Consider the following 23,245-nt stretch of genomic DNA (forward strand, 5'->3'; position numbering starts at 1 on the left):
AGGGCTGTTCCCTTGCCATTTGCCTTTGCCCAAGGCTAGGCGCTAGAAATGGGGTAAACAATGGAGTAAATGGGGTAATTGCGAATTGCCTGCCCCTTTTTGAGATTCATGTCGCTCATTTCCTTCCTGGTCGCCCGTGCCAGCCCCTCACGACCGGTCGAATGTTCAGGAAACGGGGTAGTCAAACACCGGTAATGAGGCATTTTTAGAGACAATGCCCCATTTAATGGCTATGATTACCCCATTTAGCTAGCCTAGGCTTACATTTTCATGCACTCGCTCACGCCTGAGTACCTTGCCGCGCTTCGCTTCGATGGCACCCAGGCCGCCACGTTGCGCACACTTGGCGAGTACCAGGGTAAGCAGCAACTCTACGCTGCGCAGTCGCCCGAAGCCCTCAAGGGGCTACGCCAGATCGCGGTGGTGGAGTCCACCGAGTCATCCAACCGGCTGGAAGGCGTTGTCGTCGCACCCTCGCGGTTGAAGTCTCTGGTCATCCGCAACGCAACGCCAAAGAGCCGTTCCGAACAGGAGATCGCCGGCTACCGTGATGCCCTGGCGCTGATTCACGAGTCCGCTACGCACATGCCCTTCTGCGAAGGCGTGGTGCTGCAACTGCACACCCTGCTGTATCGCTACATGCCGCAAGCGGGCGGGCGCTGGAAAGCCACCAATAACGACATCATCGAACGCCATCCGGACGGCACATCGCGGCTACGCTTTCAGCCGGTCGCTGCGCACCTGACGCCGATGGCCATGGCCGATCTGACTCGGCACTACGCCACCGCCCTGGATCAGCACCTGGCCGACCCACTGGTGCTAGTGCCGCTGGCAATGCTCGACTTCCTGTGCATCCACCCCTTCCCGGACGGCAACGGCCGCATGTCCCGCTTGCTGACCCTGCTGCTGCTCTACCACTTCGATTACGTGGTGGGCCGCTACATCAGCCTGGAACGCATCTTCGAGGACACCAAGGAAGGCTACTACCAGACGCTGGAAGCCAGCTCGCAGGGTTGGCACCAGGGGCAGCACAACGTCAAACCCTGGCTCGACTACTTCTGGGGTGCCTTGCTACGGGCCTATCGTGAGTTCGAGGAGCGTGTCGGTACCATCGAGCGAGGCCGTGGCAGCAAGGGCGACCGGGTGCGCGCAGACGTCTTGGGTCGCAGTCTGCCGTTTTCGATTTCCGAGATTGAAGAAGCCTGCCCAGGAGTGAGCCGGGATATGGTGCGGTTGGTACTGCGGGCGATGAAGTCAGAGGGATTGATCGAGTCCATGGGCAAGGGGCGAGGAGCGAAGTGGAAACACGTCAAGGTAGAGGGGGGAAACTAATGCAACAGCCCCTTACGCACTATCAAAGCCAGTACTACGCATGGCTTCTGACGCGCCGCGCGGCAGGCGACTCCGTGGAGTCGCTGGCATCAACGCTGGTCGACTCGCAGGTTGATCTCAATCCGCATCAGGTCGATGCGGCCCTCTTCGCATGCCGCAATCCCCTTTCGCGCGGTGTGCTCCTCGCTGACGAAGTGGGTCTCGGCAAGACCATTGAAGCGGGCTTGGTGATCTCACAACGCTGGGCGGAACGGCGGCGCAAGATTCTCATCATCGTCCCGGCCAACCTGCGCAAGCAGTGGCACCAGGAGTTGCAGGACAAGTTCGGCCTTCAAGGGCTGATTCTCGAAGCCAAAAGCTATAACGCGATCCGCAAGAAGGATCGACAGAATCCGTTCCTCTTTGCCTCTGGCCCGGTCATCTGTTCCTATCAGTTCGCCAAATCCAAGGCTGATGATGTAAAGAGCATCGACTGGGACTTGGTCGTCCTTGACGAAGCGCATCGCCTGCGCAACGTCTACAAGACCAGTAACGTCATTGCCAAGACTCTCAAGGAGGCGCTATCGCACGTTCACGCCAAAGTACTACTGACCGCAACGCCGTTGCAGAACTCATTGCTCGAACTCTATGGACTGGTCAGCTTCATCGATGACCGCGTGTTCGGAGACCTTGACAGCTTTCGCTCGCAATTTGCTGGCCGGGAACAGGCCTTCAACGGCCTGCGTGACCGGCTGGCTCCCATCTGCAAGCGCACTCTGCGCAAACAAGTCCAGCCCTATGTGTCGTATACCGCGCGCAAGGCCATCATCCAGGAGTTCACGCCGTCGAGTGAGGAGCAAGAACTGTCCGGACTCGTCGCTGATTACTTGCGCCGTCCCAACCTGAAGGCCATGCCCGAGGGGCAGCGCCAACTGATTTCACTGGTGCTGTGGAAGCTGCTCGCGTCCAGCTCGCACGCGATCGCGGGCGCGCTGGAGACGATGGCCAAACGGCTTCAGGGCGTGCTCGATGAAACCACCGAAGTTCCCGACCTGACCGAGGAACTCGACGAGGACTACGAATCGCTGGACGAAACCGCCGATGAGTGGAGCGACCAAGACTCCGCTTCTGCGGCACCGAACCGCTCAGAGCGAAATGCCATCGCGCAGGAAATCGAAGAGCTTCGCCACTTCAAGGCGCTGGCAACCAACATCCGCGACAACGCCAAGGGCAAGGCGCTGCTCACCGCGCTGGATCGCGCCTTCGCCGAACTGGACCGGTTGGGCGCGGCACGGAAGGCCATCATCTTCACCGAGTCCAAGCGCACACAGGAGTACCTCCTCAGTTTGCTGGCTGACACGCCATACGGCGACGGCATCGTGCTCTTCAACGGCACCAACAGCGATCAGCGTGCACAGGCGATCTACAAGGATTGGCTGAAGCGCCACGACGGCACCGACCGTATCACCGGCTCCAAGACCGCCGACACCCGTGCGGCACTGGTCGAGCACTTCAAGGAGCGCGGCAAGGTCATGATTGCCACCGAAGCCGGAGCCGAGGGCATCAACCTCCAGTTCTGCTCGCTCGTGATCAACTACGACCTGCCGTGGAACCCGCAGCGCATCGAGCAACGCATCGGGCGCTGCCATCGCTACGGTCAGAAGCACGACGTGGTAGTTGTGAACTTCGTTGATCTCAGCAATGAGGCGGACAAGCGCGTCTACGAATTGCTGGCGCAGAAGTTCCAGCTTTTCGAGGGTGTGTTTGGCGCCAGCGACGAAGTGTTGGGCGCCATCGGTTCTGGCGTCGATGTCGAGCGGCGCATTGCTGATATCTATCAGAACTGCCGAGAGCCCGAGGAAATTAAATCCAGTTTCGAGCAACTCCGACTTGACCTTTCGGGAGAAATCAGCGAAGCCATGGTCAAGACGCGCCAGCTCCTCTTAGAGAACTTCGACGAGGAAGTACGAGGCAAACTCCGCGTCCGCGCGGAAGACAGCCGCAGCGCCCGGAGTCGTTTCGAGCGGATGCTGATGGAGCTGAGCCGAGCGGAACTGGACAAGTTCGCGAGCTTCGATGACGACGGGTTCCATCTGGAGCGTGTGCCGGACGGTATCAATACTAGCGAACGTGCCGGTATCGAACTAGGACGTTATGAATTGCCCCGCCGCTCCGGCGACGCGCACCTGTTCCGAGTCCATCATCCGCTGGCCATGTGGGTTACCGAGAAAGCCAAGGCCCGCATGCTTAACGCCGCCAAGCTCGTATTCGACTACGACGCATACGGCACCAAGGTGAGCACTCTGGAGCCTTATCGCGGCAAGGCGGGTTGGCTAACAGTGAGGCTCATTGAAGTCGATGCGCTGGGTAACCAGGAGCAGCATCTGCTGGTCACGGCCGTTACGTCGGACGGTATTGCTTTACTAGAAAACGATCCTGAGAAGCTCCTCCGCCTGCCCGCCGTTGCCCAACCGCCCAGCCTGTTTAGCACCGAGGCGCACTCTGCGCTGTCGTCCAACGTTGAGATTCGCAAAGCTGAGCTGCTGCGCGAGATCAATCAGCGCAATCTCGGCTACTTCGAGCAGGAAGTCCAAAAGCTGGATGCGTGGGCCGATGACTTGAAGCTGGGCCTTGAGCAGGAAATTAAAGAGACTGACCGGCAAATCAAGGATGTGCGCAGCACTGCGGCCACCGCGCCGACGTTGAATGAAAAGCTTGCCTGGCAGAAGAGGCAACGGGAGCTTGAGGCCAAGCGGAGCAAGCTGCGGCGGGAATTGTTCGCCCGGCAAGACGAAGTGGAAGCTCAGCGCAACGACCTCATCAGCCAGTTGGAATTGCAGCTTCAGCAGCAAGTGGAGGAGCACATGCTGTTCACCATCGAGTGGGAACTGAAATGACGACAAAAAGAGAGATTTCTAGGGGGGCAATCTGGAGGCAATGGGACCTGCATGTCCACACGCCCGCATCGTTCCATTGGTCGGGAGATAGGTTCGATGTCGATCTCTCTTCGGCAAAAAGCAAGAGGCTGGTCGATGAAATGATCGAAGCGATGAACAATGCCGAACCGGCTGTGTTCGCGATCATGGATTACTGGACCTTTGACGGCTGGCTTGCACTACGAAGGCGTCTCAAGGACGAAGACGCCCCTGCCCTAAAAAAGCTCGTCCTTCCAGGAATCGAACTTCGGCTTGCCGCGCCAATGAAGGGGCGACTGAACGCACACGTACTGTTCTCGAACGAGGTCGATGAACAGGTGCTTAGGGATTTCATATCTGCCTTGCGCATTGAGTTGGTGGACAGGCCGCTTTCTGAGCCTGCGTTGAGAGAACTTGCCAGGAAGGTCGGCGAGGACAAGTTGAAGCATCATGGCTTCAAGAAAGCCGATGTAGATGCTTCCGACGAGAAAGCTCTGCTCGCTGGAGTGGTGATTGCGGAGATCAACGCTGATTCGTACAGGGACGCGATTCGGAAGGTTCCGAACGAGCACGCGATCGGCCTTATGCCGTTTGATACGAATGACGGACTGGCAGAGGTTGGATGGCAAGAGCACTACGCCTATGCCATGAACCTCTTTCAAACCTCTCCGATTTTCGAAACACGAGACGCCGACTTGCGCGGCGCATTTGTTGGTGAGCAGACAGCCGGCAACGCCAAGTGGTTCAAGAACTTTCAAGCGGGCCTGAATAATATTCCGCGCTTGGCAGTCTCAGGAAGCGATGCCCATTGCTTCGTTGGAACAACTGGCGACAACAACAAGCGGGGCTATGGCGACTACCCCTCCGGGAAGAGGACGTGGATCAAAGCCGACCCAACGTTCCATGGCCTCAAGCAAGCCATTCTTGAGCCGGCTAAGCGCTCCTTCATTGGTGACAAGCCGCCCAAGGTTCAAGAAGTTGAGTCCAACAAGACCTTTTACATCGAGTCGATCGAGATCAGCAAAACAGGGAACAAGGCCGGTGTCGGGCGGTGGCTGCATGGCTGTGATATCCCGCTGAATCCCGATCTTGTCGCCGTCATTGGGAACAAGGGAAGCGGCAAGAGCGCTTTGGCGGATGTCATCGCTACGCTCGGCAACTCCAAGCAATCCAAGCACTTCAGCTTCTTGAAGAAGGATCGCTTTTGGGGTAAGACCGGCGAACCCGCACGCCACTTCACCGGAACGCTGACCTGGCGAGACGAAAGCACCGAGTCCAGGCCGTTGAATGAGACGCCATCAGAGGAGAAGGCGGAGCTTGTTCGCTACATCCCGCAGGGCTACTTCGAAGAGCTTTGCAATGAGCACGTATCAGGTAAGTCGAACGCATTTGAGAAGGAACTGAGGTCAGTGATTTTCTCCCATGCGAGCGAAGAAATGAGGCTTGGCGCGCTCGACTTCGATCAGTTGACAGAGCAGCAGGAGCAGTCGCTCAGGAATCGATTGGGTGAGTACCGTAAGGAATTGGCATCGACCAACGCAGACATCGTTCGCATCGAGGAGCAACTCCAACCCATTGAGCTGAAGAAACTCACCGATCTGCTCTTGCTTAAGGGCAAGCAGATCGAGGAACACGACAAGCTGAAGCCTGCGGAGGTCGCGGCGCCGACTGAAGCAATGAGCCCCGAGCAGAAACAAGCGGCTGAAGGCTTGGCGGCAGCAAGTCAACAGGCGGAAGCCGCCAGAAAGCGCAGCCAAGAGATCGCTGGCGAGACCACTGAACTGGCCAAACGTCAGAAGGCTATAGGGAATATTCGTGAGCAGTTGAGATTGCTGCAACGTTCTTTTGATCAAGCCGAAAAGACCGTCTCCGATGATGTCAAAATTCTTGGCTTCGCTTGGAGCGATCTCGCTGCCATCGAAATCAAGACCGCCGTCTTGGACGAGAAAGCGACCGAGTTGACGACGAAGCAAGGCGAGATAAAGATCGAGGCTGAAAAGCTGGCGGAAGCCCTCAATGACGTGACCGCAACACAACAAGGTTTCACCGAAAAGTTGAACGCACCGCAACAGCAATATGAGGCCTACCAGCGCCAACTTGCGGAATGGAACACGAAGCGCGACGAACTCATCGGCTCAATCACCGAGCCCGAGACCAAGGTCGGATTGGAAACCAGGATCGAGCAGATCAAGGAGCTTCCGCAGCAGCTCAAGGATTTGGAAACGAGGCGTTTGCAGTTGTCCGGGGAAATCTTCGACACCCTCGATGCACAGCGGCGCGCGCGCGCGGAACTGTTCAAGCCGGTGCAGGACCTGATTCAGAAGAATGTCCTGATACGCGAGGACTACAGGCTGCAGTTCCAGGCAACGCTGGCGGCATCCGCTGATGCTATCGCCGACCAATTGTTTGCTCTGATCAAGCAGACCTGGGGTGACTTTCGCGGGCAGGACGAAGCACTGGCGACCATCAGAAGATTGTTCGATGACCATGACCTGAACACCAAAGATGGGGCGCTAGCTTTCATTGCTTCCTTGCAGGAGAAGGTTTTGGCAGCGTCCAAGGCCTCCGGTTCAGACGTCGGGATATTCAGCTTGCTGAAGAAGGGGCAGCCGGCCGCGGCCGTCTATGACCTCCTCTTTGGCTTGAACTTCCTTGAGCCTCGCTACTCGCTGCTCTTCCAGGACACGCAGATCGAACAACTGTCCCCTGGACAGCGCGGCGCTCTCTTGCTGATTTTTTACTTGTTGGTGGACAAGGGAAAGACGCCGATCATTCTCGACCAACCGGAGGAGAACTTGGACAACGAGACGGTGTTCCGTTTGCTGGTTCCTGTTCTCTCGGAAGCCAAGAAGCAGCGGCAGATCATCATGGTCACGCACAACCCCAACTTGGCTGTTGTGTGCGATGCAGAGCAGATCATCCATGCAAGGTTCGACCGAGCGTTGGACTCCACCATCAGCTATGAATCGGGCGCCATCGAGAACACGGGGCTGAACGAAGTCGTCGTGACCATACTGGAAGGTACGAAACCCGCATTCGAGAACCGATACGGGAAGTACCACTGACATGGCAGCCCTTGAACCACAGCACATGACCGTCCTGAAGAAGATTCTGGCGGAGCGCTTCGTGCCCTCATTGCCGCCGCTTCTGGACACCGCCAAACCTGCGGCGGAACAACAGGCCAAGCAGCTCTCACGCGCCTTTAGCGCTTTCGTGCTGCACAAGTTGCTCGACATCACACCGCAGGAAGCCGCCGCGTCGGTCGTAGATGATTTCAACGACAAAGGCATCGATGCTGTCCACTACGACGAGGATTCGGAAACCCTTTACCTGCTGCAAACCAAGCTGAAGGAGTCCGAACAGTTCAAGCAGGAAGACGCGCTGCCGTTCTGTGAGGGCATCCGCTTGTTGATCCGCCAGGAGTTCGCCGGGTTCAACAGGAACTTCACGAACCGGAAGGCGGACATCGAAGCGGCGCTCGATGCGTGCAGCCATATCAAACTAGTCGTGCCCTACACGGGCGATGGCATTTCCAAAACGGCCAGCGATGCCTTGCAGGCGCTGCTCGACGATGAAAGCCTCGACGAGGAGCGGCTCGACAAGCAAGTGGCGTACTACACCGCAGCCGAGGTCACCCGCGACCTGCTGGCGGAACAGGTCTACCAGCCCGTTCATACCGACATCGGCTTGCAGAAGCACGCGAAGGTCGAAACCCCGCGCACAACGTACTACGGCATTGCCCGCCTGACCGATCTCGTGGCGCTGCACAGGAAAGAAGGCAAGGCGCTGTACGAGCGCAACATCCGCTACTTCCTCGGCAGCAGTAAATCGGATGTCAACAAGGCTATCAAGACAACCTTGCTCGACGCCCCGGCAGACTTTTTCTATCTCAACAACGGCATCACTGCCGTTTGCGACTTGATCGAACCCAAGGCCGCAAAGAACGGTTTCCGGAAATTCAAGGTTCGCGGCTTGTCCATCATCAACGGTGCGCAGACGGTGGCATCCGCCGCCGAGTTCGTGGCCCAGCATCCGGGCAGCAACATCGACGATGCCAAGGTGATGCTCACCTTGATCAAGGCTCCGGCGGATGGTCCGTTCGGCAAACGAGTCACCAAGGCGCGCAACCACCAGAACCCGGTGCAGACGGCGAATTTCGCCTCGCTGGATGAGAACCAGGAGCGGCTGCGGCAGGAGGTCGCCCTGCTCGGTTTTACGTACCACTATCGCCCCGAAGCCCTGGCCACGGATTCTCAGTCTATTTCATTGGATGAAGCCTTGCGCGCGCTCGCCTCGCAGCAGGGTGATCCGCGCTACACCGTCTGGCTCAAGAGCGAACTGGCGCGACTGACCAATCCGGAATCCGCCGAGTACCAGGCATTGTTCCCTGCCACGCTGACCGGCGTGTCCATGGTCAATGCCGTGCTGTGCCACCGCGCCATCCGCACGCTCGTGGTGAGCTACGAGCAGCGTGCGGCGGCGCGCAGCCAGGAAAGGCTGATCTACCGCCACGCCATTCACGTCATCACGGCCGTGATGATGAAGCGCCTGCGCCAACGCATCGGGGCGGCAGCCGTCATTGACGCCGCAGCGATTCCCGGCTTGATCAGCCAGTCTCTCGACGAGCTGCGGCAGCAAACCTTTGACCTCAAGCAGCAGCAACTGCTGGGCGAGGGGCCGTTGGCCTACTTCCGCAATCAGGGCAGTGTCGTCTCGTTCATGGCTGACCTGATGGCCACACACTTTGGCCTGGCTGCCGACCCGACGCTACCCACTCTGCGCAATATCAACACTGCGGCGGATGCGTATCCGCGCAAGCGCCTGCTCGACTACTTGTCGGGCAAGGCACCCCAACTATGAGAGCGATGCCATGAGCAAGCAAAAACTAGAACTGACATGGATCGGAAAGGAGAAACGGCCCAAGCTGGAGCCGCGTATTCTGCTCGAAGACCCGGACAAGTCGTACCACGCCAAGCGGCGCGTGACGGAGAACGACATCTTCGACAACCGGCTGATCTTCGGGGACAACCTGTTGGCGTTGAAGGCGCTGGAGTATGAATTCACTGGGCGAGTCAGGTGCATTTACATCGATCCGCCTTACAACACTGGCTCCGCCTTTGCTCAGTATGAAGATGGCCTTGAACACTCGATCTGGCTGGGCTTGATTCGTGAGCGCTTGACCCTTCTGCGAAACTTACTGTCGAAAGATGGTAGTTGCTGGATTCAGCTTGACGACAACGAAGCCCAGTACTGCAAAGTGCTCGCAGATGAAATCTTTGGACGAGACAACTTCATCGCCAACGTGGTTTGGAACAAATCCTATGCGGTGCGGAGCAACGCGCAGTTCTTTTCATCAGCGCACGAGCATATTCTGGTTTACGCCAAAGATCGTGCGCACCTTCGGTTAAACCAATTTGGCCGATCGGCAAAGCAGACGGAGAGATACAGCAACCCCGACAACGATCCTAGAGGGCCTTGGCAGTCTGTCACGATGACAATTAGTCTGGTTGGTGGAGCTCGCGGTAGACAGTACGCGAAAACCGGAGTTTCGGAGAACATCTTTGAGGTGAAGTCGCCGAGCGGAAAGGTGTTCCTCCCTCCGCCGAACCGTTGCTGGAGTCGTAATCCAAGTGGTTTCAAGAAGCTAGATGCTGAGGGGCGCATCTACTGGGGAACAAGTGGAGAGAACGCCCCTCGGCTGAAGATGTATCTCAGCGAAGCAGCGGAAGGCGTCATGCCTACAACGCTATGGGCCGATGGCGCAGAGTTCGGGCACAACCAAGATGGCATTCGAGAATTGCGTGCCTTAGATGTTGGGGACTTCCCGACCCCAAAACCAGAGAAGCTAATTTCGCAAGTCATTTCGCTAGCAAGCGATCCCGGCGACATAGTGCTCGACTCCTTTGCCGGTTCTGGAACAACCGGTGCGGTAGCCCACAAGATGGGGCGACGGTGGCTCATGGTCGAGTTGGGTGAGCACTGCCACACGCACATCCTTCCGCGCCTTCGGAAGGTTATTGATGGTGAGGATGGCGGAGGCGTTACGGAAAGCGTCGGCTGGGAAGGTGGTGGTGGCTTCCGTTATTACAGCCTCGCACCCAGTCTGATCATCAACGACCGCTGGGGCAACCCGGTCATCAACCCCGAATACAACGCCGCGCAACTGGCCGAGGCGCTGGCCAAGCTGGAAGGCTTCAGCTACGCGCCTTCCGAGGTGCAGTGGTGGCAGCATGGTCACTCCAGCGAGCGTGACTTCATCTACGTCACCACGCAGAACCTGTCTGCCGACCAGTTGCAGGCGCTGTCCGATGAAGTGGGTTCCGACCGCAGCCTGTTGGTCTGCTGCGCTGCTTTCCACGGCGTGACTGCCGCCAAAGCAAACGAACGCTGGCCGAACCTGACGCTGAAGAAGATTCCGAAGATGGTGCTGGCCCGTTGTGAATGGGGGCATGACGATTACAGCCTGAATGTGGCGAACCTGCCGATGGCAAAGCCCGACCCCGTTGAGACTTCGGCAGCCGCCGAAGCGAACAAGAAAGCCAAGAGCAGGAAAGTGCCCGCTGCGAATTCGAATCAGGGCGGTTTGTTTGGGGAGAACGAATAATGAACAGCCGTGTCCTGCACGCCGTCACCGGTCGTCTGTCTCTTCGGCCGCCCCAGGCGGATTCGCTCATCAAACTGGTTCGCGCGCTTGATGCCGCGCCTGAACTTTTAGGCCACGAGCGAGATGTCCCAGCGATTCTTTCCACGCTGAAGGCCGAGTTCAGCACGCTTGAGGATTTCGAGCGCGAGTTTCCGTCACTGTGCTTTGCGCTGGCAACCGGCGTGGGCAAGACGCGCCTGATGGGAGCCTTCATCGCCTACCTGCATCTGGCCCACGGCATCAACAACTTCTTCGTGCTCGCGCCCAACCTGACGATCTACAACAAGCTCATCACGGACTTCACGCGCAACACGCCGAAGTACGTGTTCAAGGGGATTGCCGAGTTCGCACAGCAACCGCCGCTGATCATCACCGGTGACAACTACGACCAGACCGGCGCGGCGGTGGATGATCAGCCACAGGGCTTCGCCCACGACGTGCGCATCAACATCTTCAACATCTCCAAAATCAACTCCGAGGTGCGCGGCGGCAAGGAGCCGCGCATCAAGCGGATGAAGGAAGTGCTGGGTGACAGCTACTTCAACCATCTGGCGAACCTGCCTGACCTTGTGTTGCTGATGGACGAATCGCACCGCTACCGCGCTAGCGCGGGCGTGCGCGCCATCAATGAGCTGAGGCCGCTGTTTGGCCTGGAGGTGACAGCGACGCCATTTGTGGAATCCAGCAAGGGGCCGGTGCCGTTCAAGAACGTGGTGATGGATTACCCCCTGGCGCGGGCGATGGAGGATGGCTTCGTCAAGGAGCCTGCCGTGGTCACCCAGCGCAACTTCGACGCCAAGGCGCATACGCCCGAGGAGATCGAGAAGACCAAGCTGGAAGACGGTGTGCGCCTGCACGAGACGACCAAAGTCGAGCTGCTCACCTACGCTCGCGAGAACAGCGTCAAGCTGATCAAGCCTTTCATGCTTGTCATTGCTCGCGACACCACGCACGCAGGGCAACTCCTCGCGCTTCTGGAGTCGGAAGCCTTCTACGAGGGCCGCTATCAGGGCAAGGTGATTCAGGTCGATTCCAGCCGTACCGGCGCGGAAGAAGAGGAGATGATCACGCGTCTGCTGGCCGTGGAGAGCGTGGACGAGCCGACCGAGATCGTGATTCACGTCAACATGCTCAAGGAGGGCTGGGACGTGACTAACCTCTACACCATCGTGCCGCTGCGCGCCGCCAATGCCCGCACGCTGATCGAACAGTCCATCGGGCGTGGCCTGCGACTGCCCTACGGCAGGCGCACGGGCGTCGCGGCGGTGGATCGCTTGAACATCGTCGCGCACGACAAGTTCCAGGAGATCATCGACGAGGCCAACCGGGGCGACTCGCCGATTCGCCTGAAGCAGGTCATCCTTGATGCGCCGAGCGCCGACGATAAGAAGGTCAGCGTACAGGTCGAGTCCGGAGCGACGGCGCGTCTCGGTCTGACGGATGCACCGGTCTTGGTTACAGGGGTTTCATCCGCCGAAAGTGGAGCGGAAGTCCCAGTGCCCGAACCGGTGTTCACCACGGAGGCGGAGAAGAAGGCCGCGCGCGTGGTCATGGACGTCATCGGCAAGTACGAGGTCAAGCGCGATCTGGTGCCTACCAGCAGCGCGCTGCTGAAACCCGAAGTGCAGAAGGAAATCCTCGCGGAGGTGGCGGAGCGGTTGAAGCCCCTGCAAGGCGAATTGCTGGCGAGCGTGGATGAATCCGTCCCCGCACTTGACTTGTCCGCCGTGGTGGCGAAGACCACCGAAATCGTGGTGCAGCAGACCATCGACATCCCGCGCATCGCGGTGGTGCCGACTGGCGAGGTCACGACGGGGTTCCACGCCTTCAAGCTGGACGTGAGCCAGCTCCACCTCCAGCCGGGTGAGCGCGAGATCGTCATCCATAACCTGCGTACCAATGAGCAGGACACTCTGGCCGCCGAAGTTGGGCTCAAGGAGCAACGGCCGGAGGACTACATCGTCCACGCGCTGGTGGACTTTGACGACATCGACTACTTCACCCACGCCGATCTGCTCTACGACCTCGCAGGCCAGATGGTGCAGCATCTGCGCGGTTATCTGTCCGAGGACGAGACCGTCAACGTCCTCGATCGTGACCGCCGCCTGATCGCACGGGAGATCCACGCGCAGATGATGGCCCACTTCTGGGAAGAGGCGACGGAGTACGAGGTGCAGGTCAGTCGCGGCTTCACCGAACTCAAGCCGTGCAACTACACCGCCACGGCGGGCCAGACGGCCCATCACTTCCGGGAGACGGTTGCAGAGACTGGCCGCATCAAGCAGATGCTCTTCGGGGGCTTCGCGCGTTGTCTGTACCCGCTACAGAAGTTCGATTCGGACACTGAGCGGCGCTTCGCCATCATCCTGGAGCGCGATGCCCTGAAGTGGTTCAAGCCTGCGAAGGGGCAGTTCCAGATCTACTACAAGCTTGGCACCGAGCAGCCGGAGTACATCCCGGATTTCGTCGCCGAAACGGACTCGACGATCTTGATTGTGGAAACCAAAGCACGCGGCGATATCAACACGCAAGAGGTGCAGGCCAAAGCTGCTGCTGCCTTGCAGTGGTGTCAGCACGCGTCGGACTTCACGGTGAGCGTCGGCGGAAAACCGTGGCGGTATCTGCTCGTACCTCACGATGAAGTCAATGAGTCGCGGCGGCTGGCCGACTTTTTGAGGTTTGTGAAGGCTTGAGGCACTACCGTATCTGGCGACTTGCTCATTTCAGATGACGCAATAAGGAATAACCATGGCCAAGGCCGAAGCAAGCGTTGAAGAACTGGTATCAATGATCGAGCGGGGCGAACTGCGCTTGCCAGAGATGCAGCGCCAGTATGTGTGGCGCTCCACGCGAGTGCGCGATCTGCTGGATTCGCTGTATCGCGGCTACCCATCCGGCGCAATCCTGCTTTGGGAAACGGATGAAGCTGTGCCGCTGCAGGATTTCGCGGTCAGCCAGAGCACGAATCCTTACCAGAGCACGCGGCTTCTGCTGGATGGTCAGCAGCGTCTGACATCGCTCTCTGCCGTCATTCGTGGCGAGCCAGTATCGGTGCGCGGCCGTCGTCGGCCTATCGACTTGCTGTTCAACTTGGAGCATCCCGACCAGTTGGCGGTCGTGACCGAAGTGGAAGAGAACGGCGACGACGAGGACGATGCCGACGACGATAGCGAACTGATTGGCGATGAGACGGACTCGACCGAGGACGAACTGCTCAAGCGCTTCAACAAGATGACTTTCGTGGTGGCCACGAGGAAGCTGGAGCAGTTGCCGCATTGGGTGAAAGTGTCGGAAGTGTTCAAGACCGACAACGATGCGCCTTTCCTCAAACGTGCCGGTATCAGTGGTTTTGACGATCCGCGGTACGAGAAGTACAGCCAGCGCTTGGCCCGGCTACGTGGCATCCGTAAGTACGTTTATCGGATGGACGTGCTGGAACGCACGCTTTCTTACGATGAGGTCACGGAAATCTTCGTCCGGGTCAATTCACTGGGAGCCAAGCTGCGCAGTTCCGACTTGGCTCTGGCTCAGATCACCGCCAAGTGGCGGCACTCACTGCAGACGTTCCAGGATTTCCAGAAGGCATGCGCCAAGACGGGCTTTGATCTTGACCTCGGTTTGCACTTGAAGAATCTGATGGCGTTTGCCACCGGTCAATCACGTTTCCAGATCGTGGGTAGCCTGAATGTGGAGAAGCTGCAGAAGGCATGGAAAGAAGCCTGCGAGGGCATGGAATTCGCGCTCAACTTCCTGCGCAGCAATCTGGGCATCGATAGCCCGGCGCTGCTGTCGTCGCCCTTCCTGCTGGTGGTGCTGGCGTATTTCGGACACAGCCGCAACTATGCGCTGAGCAACGATGAGGCCCGCCAGCTGCGCTACTGGGCGCTGATGGCCAATGCCAAAGGCCGCTTCTCCCGAGGCTCCAGCGAAACCATTCTGGATCAGGATTTGGCAAGTATTCGTCAGGGCGGAGCGGTGAGCGAGCTGATCGACCGATTGCGCTTGCAGTTCGGCCGCCTGGACATTACCGCGGAGGAGCTGGAAGGCCGAAACCAGCGCAGCGCGCTGTTCAAGACCATGTTCCTGGCTTTCCGCGCTGCCGGTGCGAAAGATTGGAGCAGCCATCTGACCATTGCTCTGGATCATTCGGGCGCCCAGCATCGCTTGCAGTTCCATCACATCTTTCCCAAAGCCGTACTGAAGACCAGCTTCACTGCCCGCGAGGCGGATGACATCGCCAATCTGGCCTTCATCGGCGGCAAGACGAATCGCGCGATCAGCGATAAGGCCCCGGCGGTTTACCTGCCCCCGCTGGTGGACCAGCTTGGCGAGCCAGCGTTCTCAGCACAGTGCATCCCGGTTGAGGCATCGCTACTGGATGTGGAAAGCTACAAGGCTTTCTTGCTTGAGCGACGCAAGAGGATTGCAACGGCGCTGAATACGTTTGTTGGGCCTGCAGATTGAGCCGATGGACGGCTGTGTATGTAGCCAGGGGGCTCATACTGCCTGACCTAGCTACCGAGGTAGATGGCAGTGATTTGAACGCGCTCGTGTCCCAACTCACGGCTGATGGTCTGACGAGCATGGCGGTCTTCTATGCGCTGGGTTGGACTTAACTCCGTGGCTAACGGTCCACCTGCCGCTGGCGGCGGCCTCCCTGTCAACGTCTCATAACGGCTTTGCGCGTACTGATGGCGAAGGCCATGCATATGACTCAGACCTGCCGCCTTGCATTGTCCATCGTAGACGTGCCGCTGCTGGATGTAGGTCTTGTTTGCCGGGATCAGTGATCCTGTGCCTGCCAGGCGGTGTGCTGCGTGGAGCGCGTCGCGTTGCTCTGTCGTGGTGATGGGCACAGTTCGCTCCCGACCGCCCTTGGTCCACGATCCCTTGAGGGCGATGTGGTCGCCCCGATCTGCGTAACTGGGCTGGAACTTGATCGCTTCCTCCCGACGCAATCCGAAGGCGGCCTGTAGCTGAAGGCTCATGCGCACGTGGGCATCGGAGATCTGTTCAAGACCTGTGCCTAGTTCCCTGGCTTTGCTGACGTTGGTCACATAGCGGCGCTCGGCCACGCCAAGCTGCATGTTGTCCGCTGGCAGGATGCCAGACTTGCTGATCTTCTCTGCCCACCAGCGCAGGTGAGAGAGCCGATTCTTGATGGTTCCCGACGACAAACCTTCGCTTTGCCAGCGCTCCAGTAGCGCCTGGACGTGCTTGCCCTTGAGTGACGACGCCTTCATCTGCCGGAAACCGGCCTCGCGCAGTTGCCGCGCGGCCAGCGACAGCGAGCGCATCCGGTCAGCCTGTGTGTTGTGGCTGCCGTCACGGTTGCGCTGGCAAAGCTGCCGCAGGGTGTAGGTCAAGTCGTCCATCGTCCGGCCTCCAAGCAAAGCGCCGTACTGCGTTGTCCTGAAATTCAGTGGTTAGTGTTGGTGCCAGCTCGCCAAGGCGAGATCCCGTGAGGGCAAGGGCATGGTGTTCAGGAGACACCAGAGCCTCGAATGAGGCGTCCGTCTTGCTCCCTGTTGGAAGCCCGGACGGAGGTACTGCAAGACGAAAGTGATGCGAACGTGGACAAATCCTCCTATGAAGTGAGTGGGATGAGAAATGCAGCGGGAACCCTGTGCGTTGCGCACAGGTAATTACCGCAAGGGGCAGTGCGCCAGGTGGCGCGGTAGGGATGAGTTCAAACAGACGAAGAAGGCTCCGCCCTGGGTAGGGCTGGTATGCGGTCGGAGCCTGGGCATACCTGGGGCGGTTCCACCCTGTCGGGCCAGCGCTTGCAGGAACCTGCGCTGTTGGGGATGCCGATGTACGAAGCCCATCGGTCTTGGCAACTGCCCGGTCAGTGTAGGGCGGCCATCATCATGTCTGCCGCACGCAATAGGAACTGGCTTTCGCCCGCATTGTTGGCGGCATTGCGCGGGTCGTCACTGCGGTGTGCAGTGACGACCCGTTTCGCGGCAGCATTTGCTACGCAGGATGCGGCTGCCATCCCTTGGCCTGCATTGCCTGTGCTGCGATGTCCCCAGCGTTCGTCGAGGCGTTCAGCATCTTGCGGATGTTGGCGATGTGCGCCAGGGCAGTTTCACGCGATGCCGGTGGCGCAGTCGGTTCCGGGCGGGCTTCGGTGCGCGGCGGAGTTGTAGGCCGGTTCGCGGCAGACGTCTCCTTACGACCTGCCCACAAGCGGAACTCGCCCGCAAAAACGCGTTTTACCAAGGCGAAGAAGTAGGCCACGACATTGCGTACGGTGCCGCTCTGGCTGCGTGCTTGCAACTCATCGAGTACTTCCTGGCGATGCTGCGGCGGCAGCCGCCGCAAGGCGGCCTGCACGTCCTTTTGCTGATCTGCCTGGGCATTGCTCAGGCAAGGCGGCAAGCTCACCGACTGCGATGCCGGATCGCCATCGCCTTCGCGCGCGCGGTACGTACGTTCTTTTTTATACATATACGTCTTATACGTACTGCCCGGCTCAGCCGTCATGTGACGAGCGTGTCCGGTCTGTTGCGGAACAAGGGTGCTGCCAGCGGAATCGCCAGACAATGGCAGTGGGTCGGCTGCTTCGCTCGCCTGCGACGGCGGCGTAGGGGGCAAATCATCGTCATTGTGGCGCTGATCGTGGGTCGCAATGGAGGCGGCTTCAGGTGCCTGCGCCAGCGTTGCCTGAATGTGCACGGCCACCCGATCCACCTGGTTGTTTTCGTGGCCGATAGAGGCTTGCAGAAGCGCGGACAGACTGGCATCGAGCGTGCAGGCCTGCTGGAAGACGAGGGCGCTTTCGTGCACCTGATACAGCTCGCTGAGCACATGGCCGGTCAGAGGATCGCGTTGCTGGCCCACCAGACTGATCCACCCCGTCAGCCGAAGCACGACGAGAACGCGCCGGGCCGTCTCGTACCCGGCCCGGTGCCCCAGCGGGGTAGAGGTGAGATAGCGGCGCAACTGCCCCAGATTCGCCAGCGGGCTGATGCCCTCCGCAGAGCGCAGCATGCGCAGAACTTGCCAACCATTGCGCTCCAGCGGCGTGAGGCGAGCATCGAGCATGAGCGATGCCGGCGTGGTGAACAGGGAGTCTTGCCCCAGCGGGTTGTGGCGGGTGTGATGGTCTGCCATGAGCGTTCTCCAGGGTCTGGGCCACAGCGGCCCGTTCCCCTGCATCTCATCGCGTACCGTTCCAGGCGTCAGCCAACAATGCGGTCTGCGCCACAACCGTTTTATCCGGCAGGCGCAGCGCTGGCACCGGCATCCAGACTGATCTATCATCCCGATACCCCTATGGGGGTACAACTGGGGGTACTTCCAGCGATTCCCGCAAAGGCCGTGGCCCGATTTCCCCGCGAAACCTAGCATTCACGGCCCTTTGCCGACCGATCAACGTTTAAACGTGTGATCAACGTCTGATCGTTGTTCCCAAGCGCGTTCGGTCGCGCTTCATGAATGTGAACGGGGCAGGCCCTTGGCAACAAGGGCCTGCCCCGTTCATTTAGAACTTCGCCTGCAGGCTCAACGTCACCCGCCGCGGCTCGCCGTAGATCAAGCCGTTATAGAACCCATACTGCCGATAGTAGGTCTTGTCGAACAGGTTGCTGACGTTGAGCATGGCCGACAGATGGCGGTTGATGTCGTAGCGCGCCATCGCGTTGAACAGCGCATAGCCCTTCAGCGGAATCGGCGAGCTGTCGAAGCCGCCGTGGCCATCCGGCTGGCCGGGATAGGGCTCGGACACCGTCTTGCCTTGCCAGGTCAGGCCGCCGCCGATGGTCAGCCCCCGCAGCATTCCCTGCAGCCGGTAGGTGGTGTTCAGCCGCAGCAGATGGCGCGGGTCGGGACGGTCGGCGGTGTCGTTGTTGCCGACGTCCAGGTAGGTGTAGCCCAGATAGACGTTCCATGCGGCGGTCATGGCGCCGGCGATTTCGGCGTCGACGCCCTTGACGATGACGCCGGTGCCGGGCCGGTAGGCCTGGTCGCCATCGGGCGTCAAGCTGTCGCCGTCTTTCAGGGCGACGTTCTTCTGCAGGCTGCGGAATGCCGACACGGCGGCATTGAGCGCGCCATTGAACCATTCGCCCTTGATGCCGGCCTCGTAGCTCGCGCCCGTGATGGGCTTGAGGGTGTCGCCGCCTTCGTTCTTGCCGGTCTGCGGCGTGAAGACATCGGTGTAGCTGGCGTAGACCGAGTAGTTCGGTGTCAGCCCATAGACCAGGCCGTAGTAGGGCGTCCAGGCGTGGGCGGCGTTTTCGCCGGTGCGCGCCCCGCGGACACCCGCCGCGTTGTAGTTGTCGCTGTGGATCTGGTAGACGCTGCGGCGCAGCCCGGTGATCAGGGTCAGGTCGTCGGCGAGCTCGAAGCGGCCCGCGACGTAGCCGCCATATAGCGTTGTCCGGGTGACGCGGCGGGCGTCGGTGCGGAACGCGCGGATGTTGCCGTATTCGTCGCCGCGCCAGGCGCGCCAATCCGCCACGGGCAACTCGGTGCGGTATTGGCAGCGGCCCTTGAAGCCGGCGATGCCATCGATGCTGCAGTTGCTGCTGTTGAAGGTCCAGGACGGTTCGTCCATGCGGGAGCCGTTCAGGCCGACGAGCAGTTCATGCCGGCGTCCGAGCAGTTCCAGCGGGCCCGACAGATCCAGCGAGAAGGCGTCGGTTTCGCCTTCCGTTTCCGAGTGGATGGCATTGAGGTAGGCGCCGCTGCCGTCCTGCTTCCAATGGGGCCAGCGGACCTTGCCGTTGTTGACCTTGATGGCGCCCTTGTTGCTCAGGTCCGCGCGCGAGGTGTGGGCATAGTCGGCGCGCAGCTTCCAGTCGTTGTCGAAGCGATGGTCGAGCGAGGCGAACAGCGTCTTCGCTTCCATGTCGCTCTTGCTCCAGTCCGCCGCGAGGTTGAGGCTGCGGCGGAAATGGGTCGGCGAGCCGTCCGCGAACCAGGCGGGCACGTTGGCGCCCCAGGAGGCGCCGTGGAAGATGCTGTGTTCGTACTGGAAGCCCAGCCCCACCTGCGTGCGGGCGGTGACATCCATGGCGACGCTGGCCAGGAACCCCTGCCGTTCGATGCCGGAGCGGTCGCGGAATCCGTCGGAGTTCTCGCCGCTGAACACCAGGCGCGAGCGGACGCGGCCGTCCGCCGCCAGCGGTATGTTGATGTCGCCGACGGCATTCTTCTTGTTCCAGCTGCCGGTGCGCAGGATCAGGCTCGCGCCGAGCGTGCGGCCAGGGCGCTTGCGCACCAGGTCGACGGTGGCGGAGGGATCGCCGATGCCGCCCATCAAGCCGTTCGCGCCGCGCACGATGCTGACGCGGTCGTAGAGATCCATGTTGATCGCGCCGCTGCCGCCGCCGTTGAACGAGGACCCGCCGATGATCGACAGGCCATCGACCTTGTAGTTGGTGATGTCGAATCCGCGGGCCCGGTAGGTGGTGCGCCCGCCGTTGTCCAGCTCGGTGAAGGTGATGCCGGTGGTGCTGCCCAGGACGTCGCCGATGGACTGCATGCCCTGGTCGTCCATCTGCTGGCGCGTGACCACCGACACGGACTGGGGGGTTTCCTTGGGGCTCAGGGTCAGGCCCGTCGAGGCGCGGGTGGCGGGAACGGTATAGGCGCGCGTCGTCTCGGTGGGTTCGTCGGTCTGCCCGGTCACTTCGATGGCGGGCAGCGTGGCCGGGGCGGGCGAGGCCGTGGCGCCGGCGTCCGGCTGCCGCGCTTGGGCGGGGGCCGATGCCAGGGCCAGGGCAATCAGGCCGAGCAGGACGGACGAGCCAGACGGATGTGGGTGCATGAAGGGATCCCTTGAAACTTGAAAAGCAATGCCATTGATTGGCATTTCCATTTCGTAAATGAGGCGCCAAGGGAATATGCCGGATCTCTGGCGAAATGGATCAAGCCGGGCCGCGTGGCCCGCAAAAGAAGACTTGTTCAAGGCAGGCGCGGCGCGAGCCCCGCTGCGCGCGCGGCGGGCAGGACGATGGCGATGCCCCGCCGGCCGTCAGGCGCCGTCGATTGCGTTCACCACGGTTCCAGGAGCCAGCCCTGTTGCGTGGCGTGCAGCCGATCCGTGAGCGCCAGGCTGTCCAGGAACGCGTCGTCGTGCGACACCACCGCCAGGGCGCCTGGGTAACCGCGCAGCATGCTTTCCAGCGCGAGCGTGGAGGGCAGGTCGAGGTGATTGCTCGGTTCGTCCAGCAGCAATAGCCGCGGCGGCGGATCGGCGTAGAGCGCGCAGGCCAGCGCCGCCTTCAGGCGCTCGCCGCCGCTGAGCGCGCCGCTTGGCGCCGTGATCTTGCGCGCGTCCAGGCCGAGGTGCGCCAGTCGCGTGCGCAGTTCGCCTTCGTCGAGGGCGGCGTTGACCGCTTGCAGTTGTTCGAGCACGGGCCGATCCGAGGCCAGGTCGGCCAGGCGCTGGTCGAGATAGACGCATTCGGACGCGCCCTTGCGCTCGCCCGACAGGGGCGCGAGCAGGCCCGCCAGCACCTTGAGCAAGGTCGACTTGCCGCACCCATTCGGGCCGGTGACCGCGATGCGTTGCTGGCCGCCGAGCAGCAGGTCGACGTGGCGGGTGGGGCCTGCGATGAAGGGCAACGTGACGGCGTCCAGCTCCGCCACGCGCCGCTGCGCCGCCTGCGCGACGGGCAGGGCATGCAGCGAGATGTCGGCGTCCTTTTCCACCTGCGCCGCGGCGTCGCGCACGGCCTGGGCGAGGCGTTCGTGGGCGGCGGCATGTTGCTGCCGCAGCCTGCCGGCCGAGTCCTCGCTGCGGCCCTTTTGCCGGTCGAGCAGGATCTTGGCCTGGTTGGCCTCCTTGCCATGCCGCTGGCCGCGCGCCTGGCGGCGTTCCTGCCGCTCGCGCTGCGCTTGCATGGCCTGTTCTTCGCGCCGGCGTTCGAGCTTGTGGTGTTCGAGCCGCTCCAGGGCATTCGATCGTTCAAGCGCCTTGCTCGCGGCATAGGCGCTGTAGTTGCCGCCGTAGCCGCGCAGGCCCAGCGATGAGAGCTCCACGATGCGCGCCAGGGTGTCGAGCAGTTGCCGGTCATGGCTGACGACCAGCAGGCCGCGCGGCCAATGGCGCAACTGGTCGATCAGCGCCTGCCGGTTGGGCCGGTCCAGGTGATTGCTGGGTTCGTCGAGGATGAGGAAGTCGGCCTCGGACAGCAGGGCGCTGACCAGCGCCACGCGCATGGCTTCGCCGCCGCTCAGGGCGCTGGCGGGCGTCGCGGCGTCGAGGTGGCCGAGGCCGTCGCGTTCCAGCACTTGCCGCAGGCGTTGGCGGATGTCCCACCGGTCGCCGACGCGCTCGAAATCTTCCGGCGCGCTGCTGCCGGCTTCGATGCGCGCCAGGGCGTCCAGCGTCGTTTGCACGCCGGCCAGGCTGGCGACCGTGGCGCCGGCGGGCGGGGAGACCTGCTGCGCCAGGTAGAAGACGCTGCCCGATCGCAGGCAACGCCCGCTCGACGGCGGCAACTGGCCGGCCAGGATCCGCGCGAGCACGGTCTTGCCGGCGCCATTGCGCCCGACCAGGCCGGTGGGGCGTTGGTCGAAGGTTTCGTCGAGTCCGGAAAAAAGCGGGCTGCCATCGGGCAGCAGGTACGACACGCTTTCGAGCGTGAGATAGGGAGTCGTCATGCGTGATGCTTCCAGGGATGCCAGGAACTCCCCCTGCGAACGGGGGCGGGTGGAGACTGGCCGTCATTGCGACGGCGGCATCAATGGCGCATGGGACGAATACCTCGATGGATGGAGTTCAGGCCGTTACTTTAAAAGCCCTTGGCGGAATTGGCAAAACGCGAGCGCGGCCAAGCCGTGCGCGGCGGCGGGAAGCGCGGGGCAAAGATGCCCATGCACCTGAGCCCGCGCGCCGAGGCGCGGCGTCTCAGGCGTCCAGGCATGCCGCGACCAGCCATCCCGCCAGGTACAGCCCGACGCCGAACGACGCATGCGCCATCAGGCTGCGCAGCCGCGCCACGCCGGGTTTCGGCATCCGCGAGGCCGCGATGCCGGCGCCCATGCCGGGTTGCAGGATCAGGAATGGCGCCGCGACCGTGGCGATGCCAACGATCAGCGCCGGCAGCAGCGTCGGCCGCGCGGCCCAGGCCGGGCCCCAGAGCGCCAGCAGCAGCAGGGCGAACAGGACGCCGATGGCGTAGTGGGCGATCCAGCCGATGGCGCGTTCGCCCGCGATGGGCGCCGAGCGCGCGATGCCGGGATGGGTCAGGCGGCCGCGCGGCAGGTGGCCGATCCAGCGGCCGACCATGGCGTAGTCCAGCGACGGCGCGTTGAACAGGCGCTTGAGCAGCAGCGCCCACAGATCCATGACGAGGGTGGCGCCGACGCCGATCAGCACGGCGCGAAGCAGGAGGTCAGAAGGCATGCAGGAGTTCCG

Annotated in this window: 12 protein-coding genes; 7 read left to right on the top strand and 5 right to left on the bottom strand. The window is 61.2% G+C overall.

Going from position 1 to position 23,245, the window contains the following annotated elements; genetic code table 11:
- Positions 1-270: 270 nt before the first annotated feature.
- From AOZ53_RS10560 to AOZ53_RS10590, 7 genes are read left to right on the top strand one after another with little or no spacing between them, the layout of a single operon-like run.
- Complete coding sequence (locus AOZ53_RS10560; RefSeq protein ID WP_054487756.1) at positions 271-1,332, top strand: Fic family protein; 1,062 nt, start codon at positions 271-273, stop codon at positions 1,330-1,332.
- Complete coding sequence (locus AOZ53_RS10565; RefSeq protein ID WP_082385589.1) at positions 1,332-4,208, top strand: SNF2-related protein; 2,877 nt, start codon at positions 1,332-1,334, stop codon at positions 4,206-4,208. The genes AOZ53_RS10560 and AOZ53_RS10565 overlap by 1 nt, the downstream gene beginning before the upstream one ends.
- Positions 4,205-7,291 (top strand): TrlF family AAA-like ATPase, encoded by a 3,087-nt coding sequence (locus AOZ53_RS10570; protein WP_054487758.1) that lies wholly within the window; start codon positions 4,205-4,207, stop codon positions 7,289-7,291. The genes AOZ53_RS10565 and AOZ53_RS10570 overlap by 4 nt, the downstream gene beginning before the upstream one ends.
- Before the next feature lies 1 nt (position 7,292).
- The gene (locus AOZ53_RS10575; RefSeq protein WP_054487760.1) at positions 7,293-9,086 is read left to right on the top strand and encodes an AIPR family protein; all 1,794 of its coding nucleotides are present in this window, start codon (positions 7,293-7,295) and stop codon (positions 9,084-9,086) included.
- A 10-nt stretch (positions 9,087-9,096) separates the two neighbouring features.
- A complete protein-coding gene (locus AOZ53_RS10580) occupies positions 9,097-10,830 on the top strand; it encodes a site-specific DNA-methyltransferase (RefSeq protein WP_003808518.1) in 1,734 nt (577 codons plus the stop codon).
- Positions 10,830-13,562 carry a DEAD/DEAH box helicase family protein gene (locus AOZ53_RS10585; protein ID WP_054487762.1) on the top strand — a complete coding sequence of 911 codons (2,733 nt, stop codon included), beginning with the start codon at positions 10,830-10,832 and terminating at the stop codon, positions 13,560-13,562. The genes AOZ53_RS10580 and AOZ53_RS10585 overlap by 1 nt, the downstream gene beginning before the upstream one ends.
- 55 nt (positions 13,563-13,617) lie before the next feature.
- Positions 13,618-15,333: a DUF262 domain-containing protein gene (locus tag AOZ53_RS10590; RefSeq protein ID WP_054487764.1), complete on the top strand. Its 1,716-nt coding sequence runs from the start codon at positions 13,618-13,620 to the stop codon at positions 15,331-15,333.
- Positions 15,334-15,380: 47 nt separating this feature from the next.
- Here AOZ53_RS10590 and AOZ53_RS10595 read toward each other — a convergent pair whose 3' ends face one another.
- The 5 genes from AOZ53_RS10595 to AOZ53_RS10615 form a co-directional block, all read right to left on the bottom strand.
- Positions 15,381-16,244, bottom strand: coding sequence for an integrase domain-containing protein (locus tag AOZ53_RS10595; protein ID WP_054487766.1), 864 nt, complete (start codon positions 16,242-16,244; stop codon positions 15,381-15,383).
- Positions 16,245-16,845: 601 nt separating this feature from the next.
- Positions 16,846-17,988: an STY4528 family pathogenicity island replication protein gene (locus AOZ53_RS10600; RefSeq protein ID WP_054487767.1), complete on the bottom strand. Its 1,143-nt coding sequence runs from the start codon at positions 17,986-17,988 to the stop codon at positions 16,846-16,848.
- Positions 17,989-18,358: 370 nt separating this feature from the next.
- Positions 18,359-20,647, bottom strand: a complete 2,289-nt coding sequence (locus tag AOZ53_RS10605) for a TonB-dependent siderophore receptor (protein WP_054487769.1) — start codon at positions 20,645-20,647, stop codon at positions 18,359-18,361.
- Between the two features lie 227 nt (positions 20,648-20,874).
- Positions 20,875-22,488 (bottom strand): ABC-F family ATP-binding cassette domain-containing protein, encoded by a 1,614-nt coding sequence (locus tag AOZ53_RS10610; RefSeq protein WP_054487771.1) that lies wholly within the window; start codon positions 22,486-22,488, stop codon positions 20,875-20,877.
- 247 nt (positions 22,489-22,735) lie between these two features.
- Entirely contained in the window at positions 22,736-23,233 is a 498-nt protein-coding gene (locus AOZ53_RS10615; protein ID WP_054428950.1) for a DUF2938 domain-containing protein, read from the bottom strand.
- Between the last annotated feature and the right edge of the window lie 12 nt (positions 23,234-23,245).

The organism is Achromobacter sp. 2789STDY5608621, from assembly GCF_001299375.1.
GTDB classification, from domain to species: Bacteria; Pseudomonadota; Gammaproteobacteria; order Burkholderiales; family Burkholderiaceae_B; genus Achromobacter; species Achromobacter insuavis.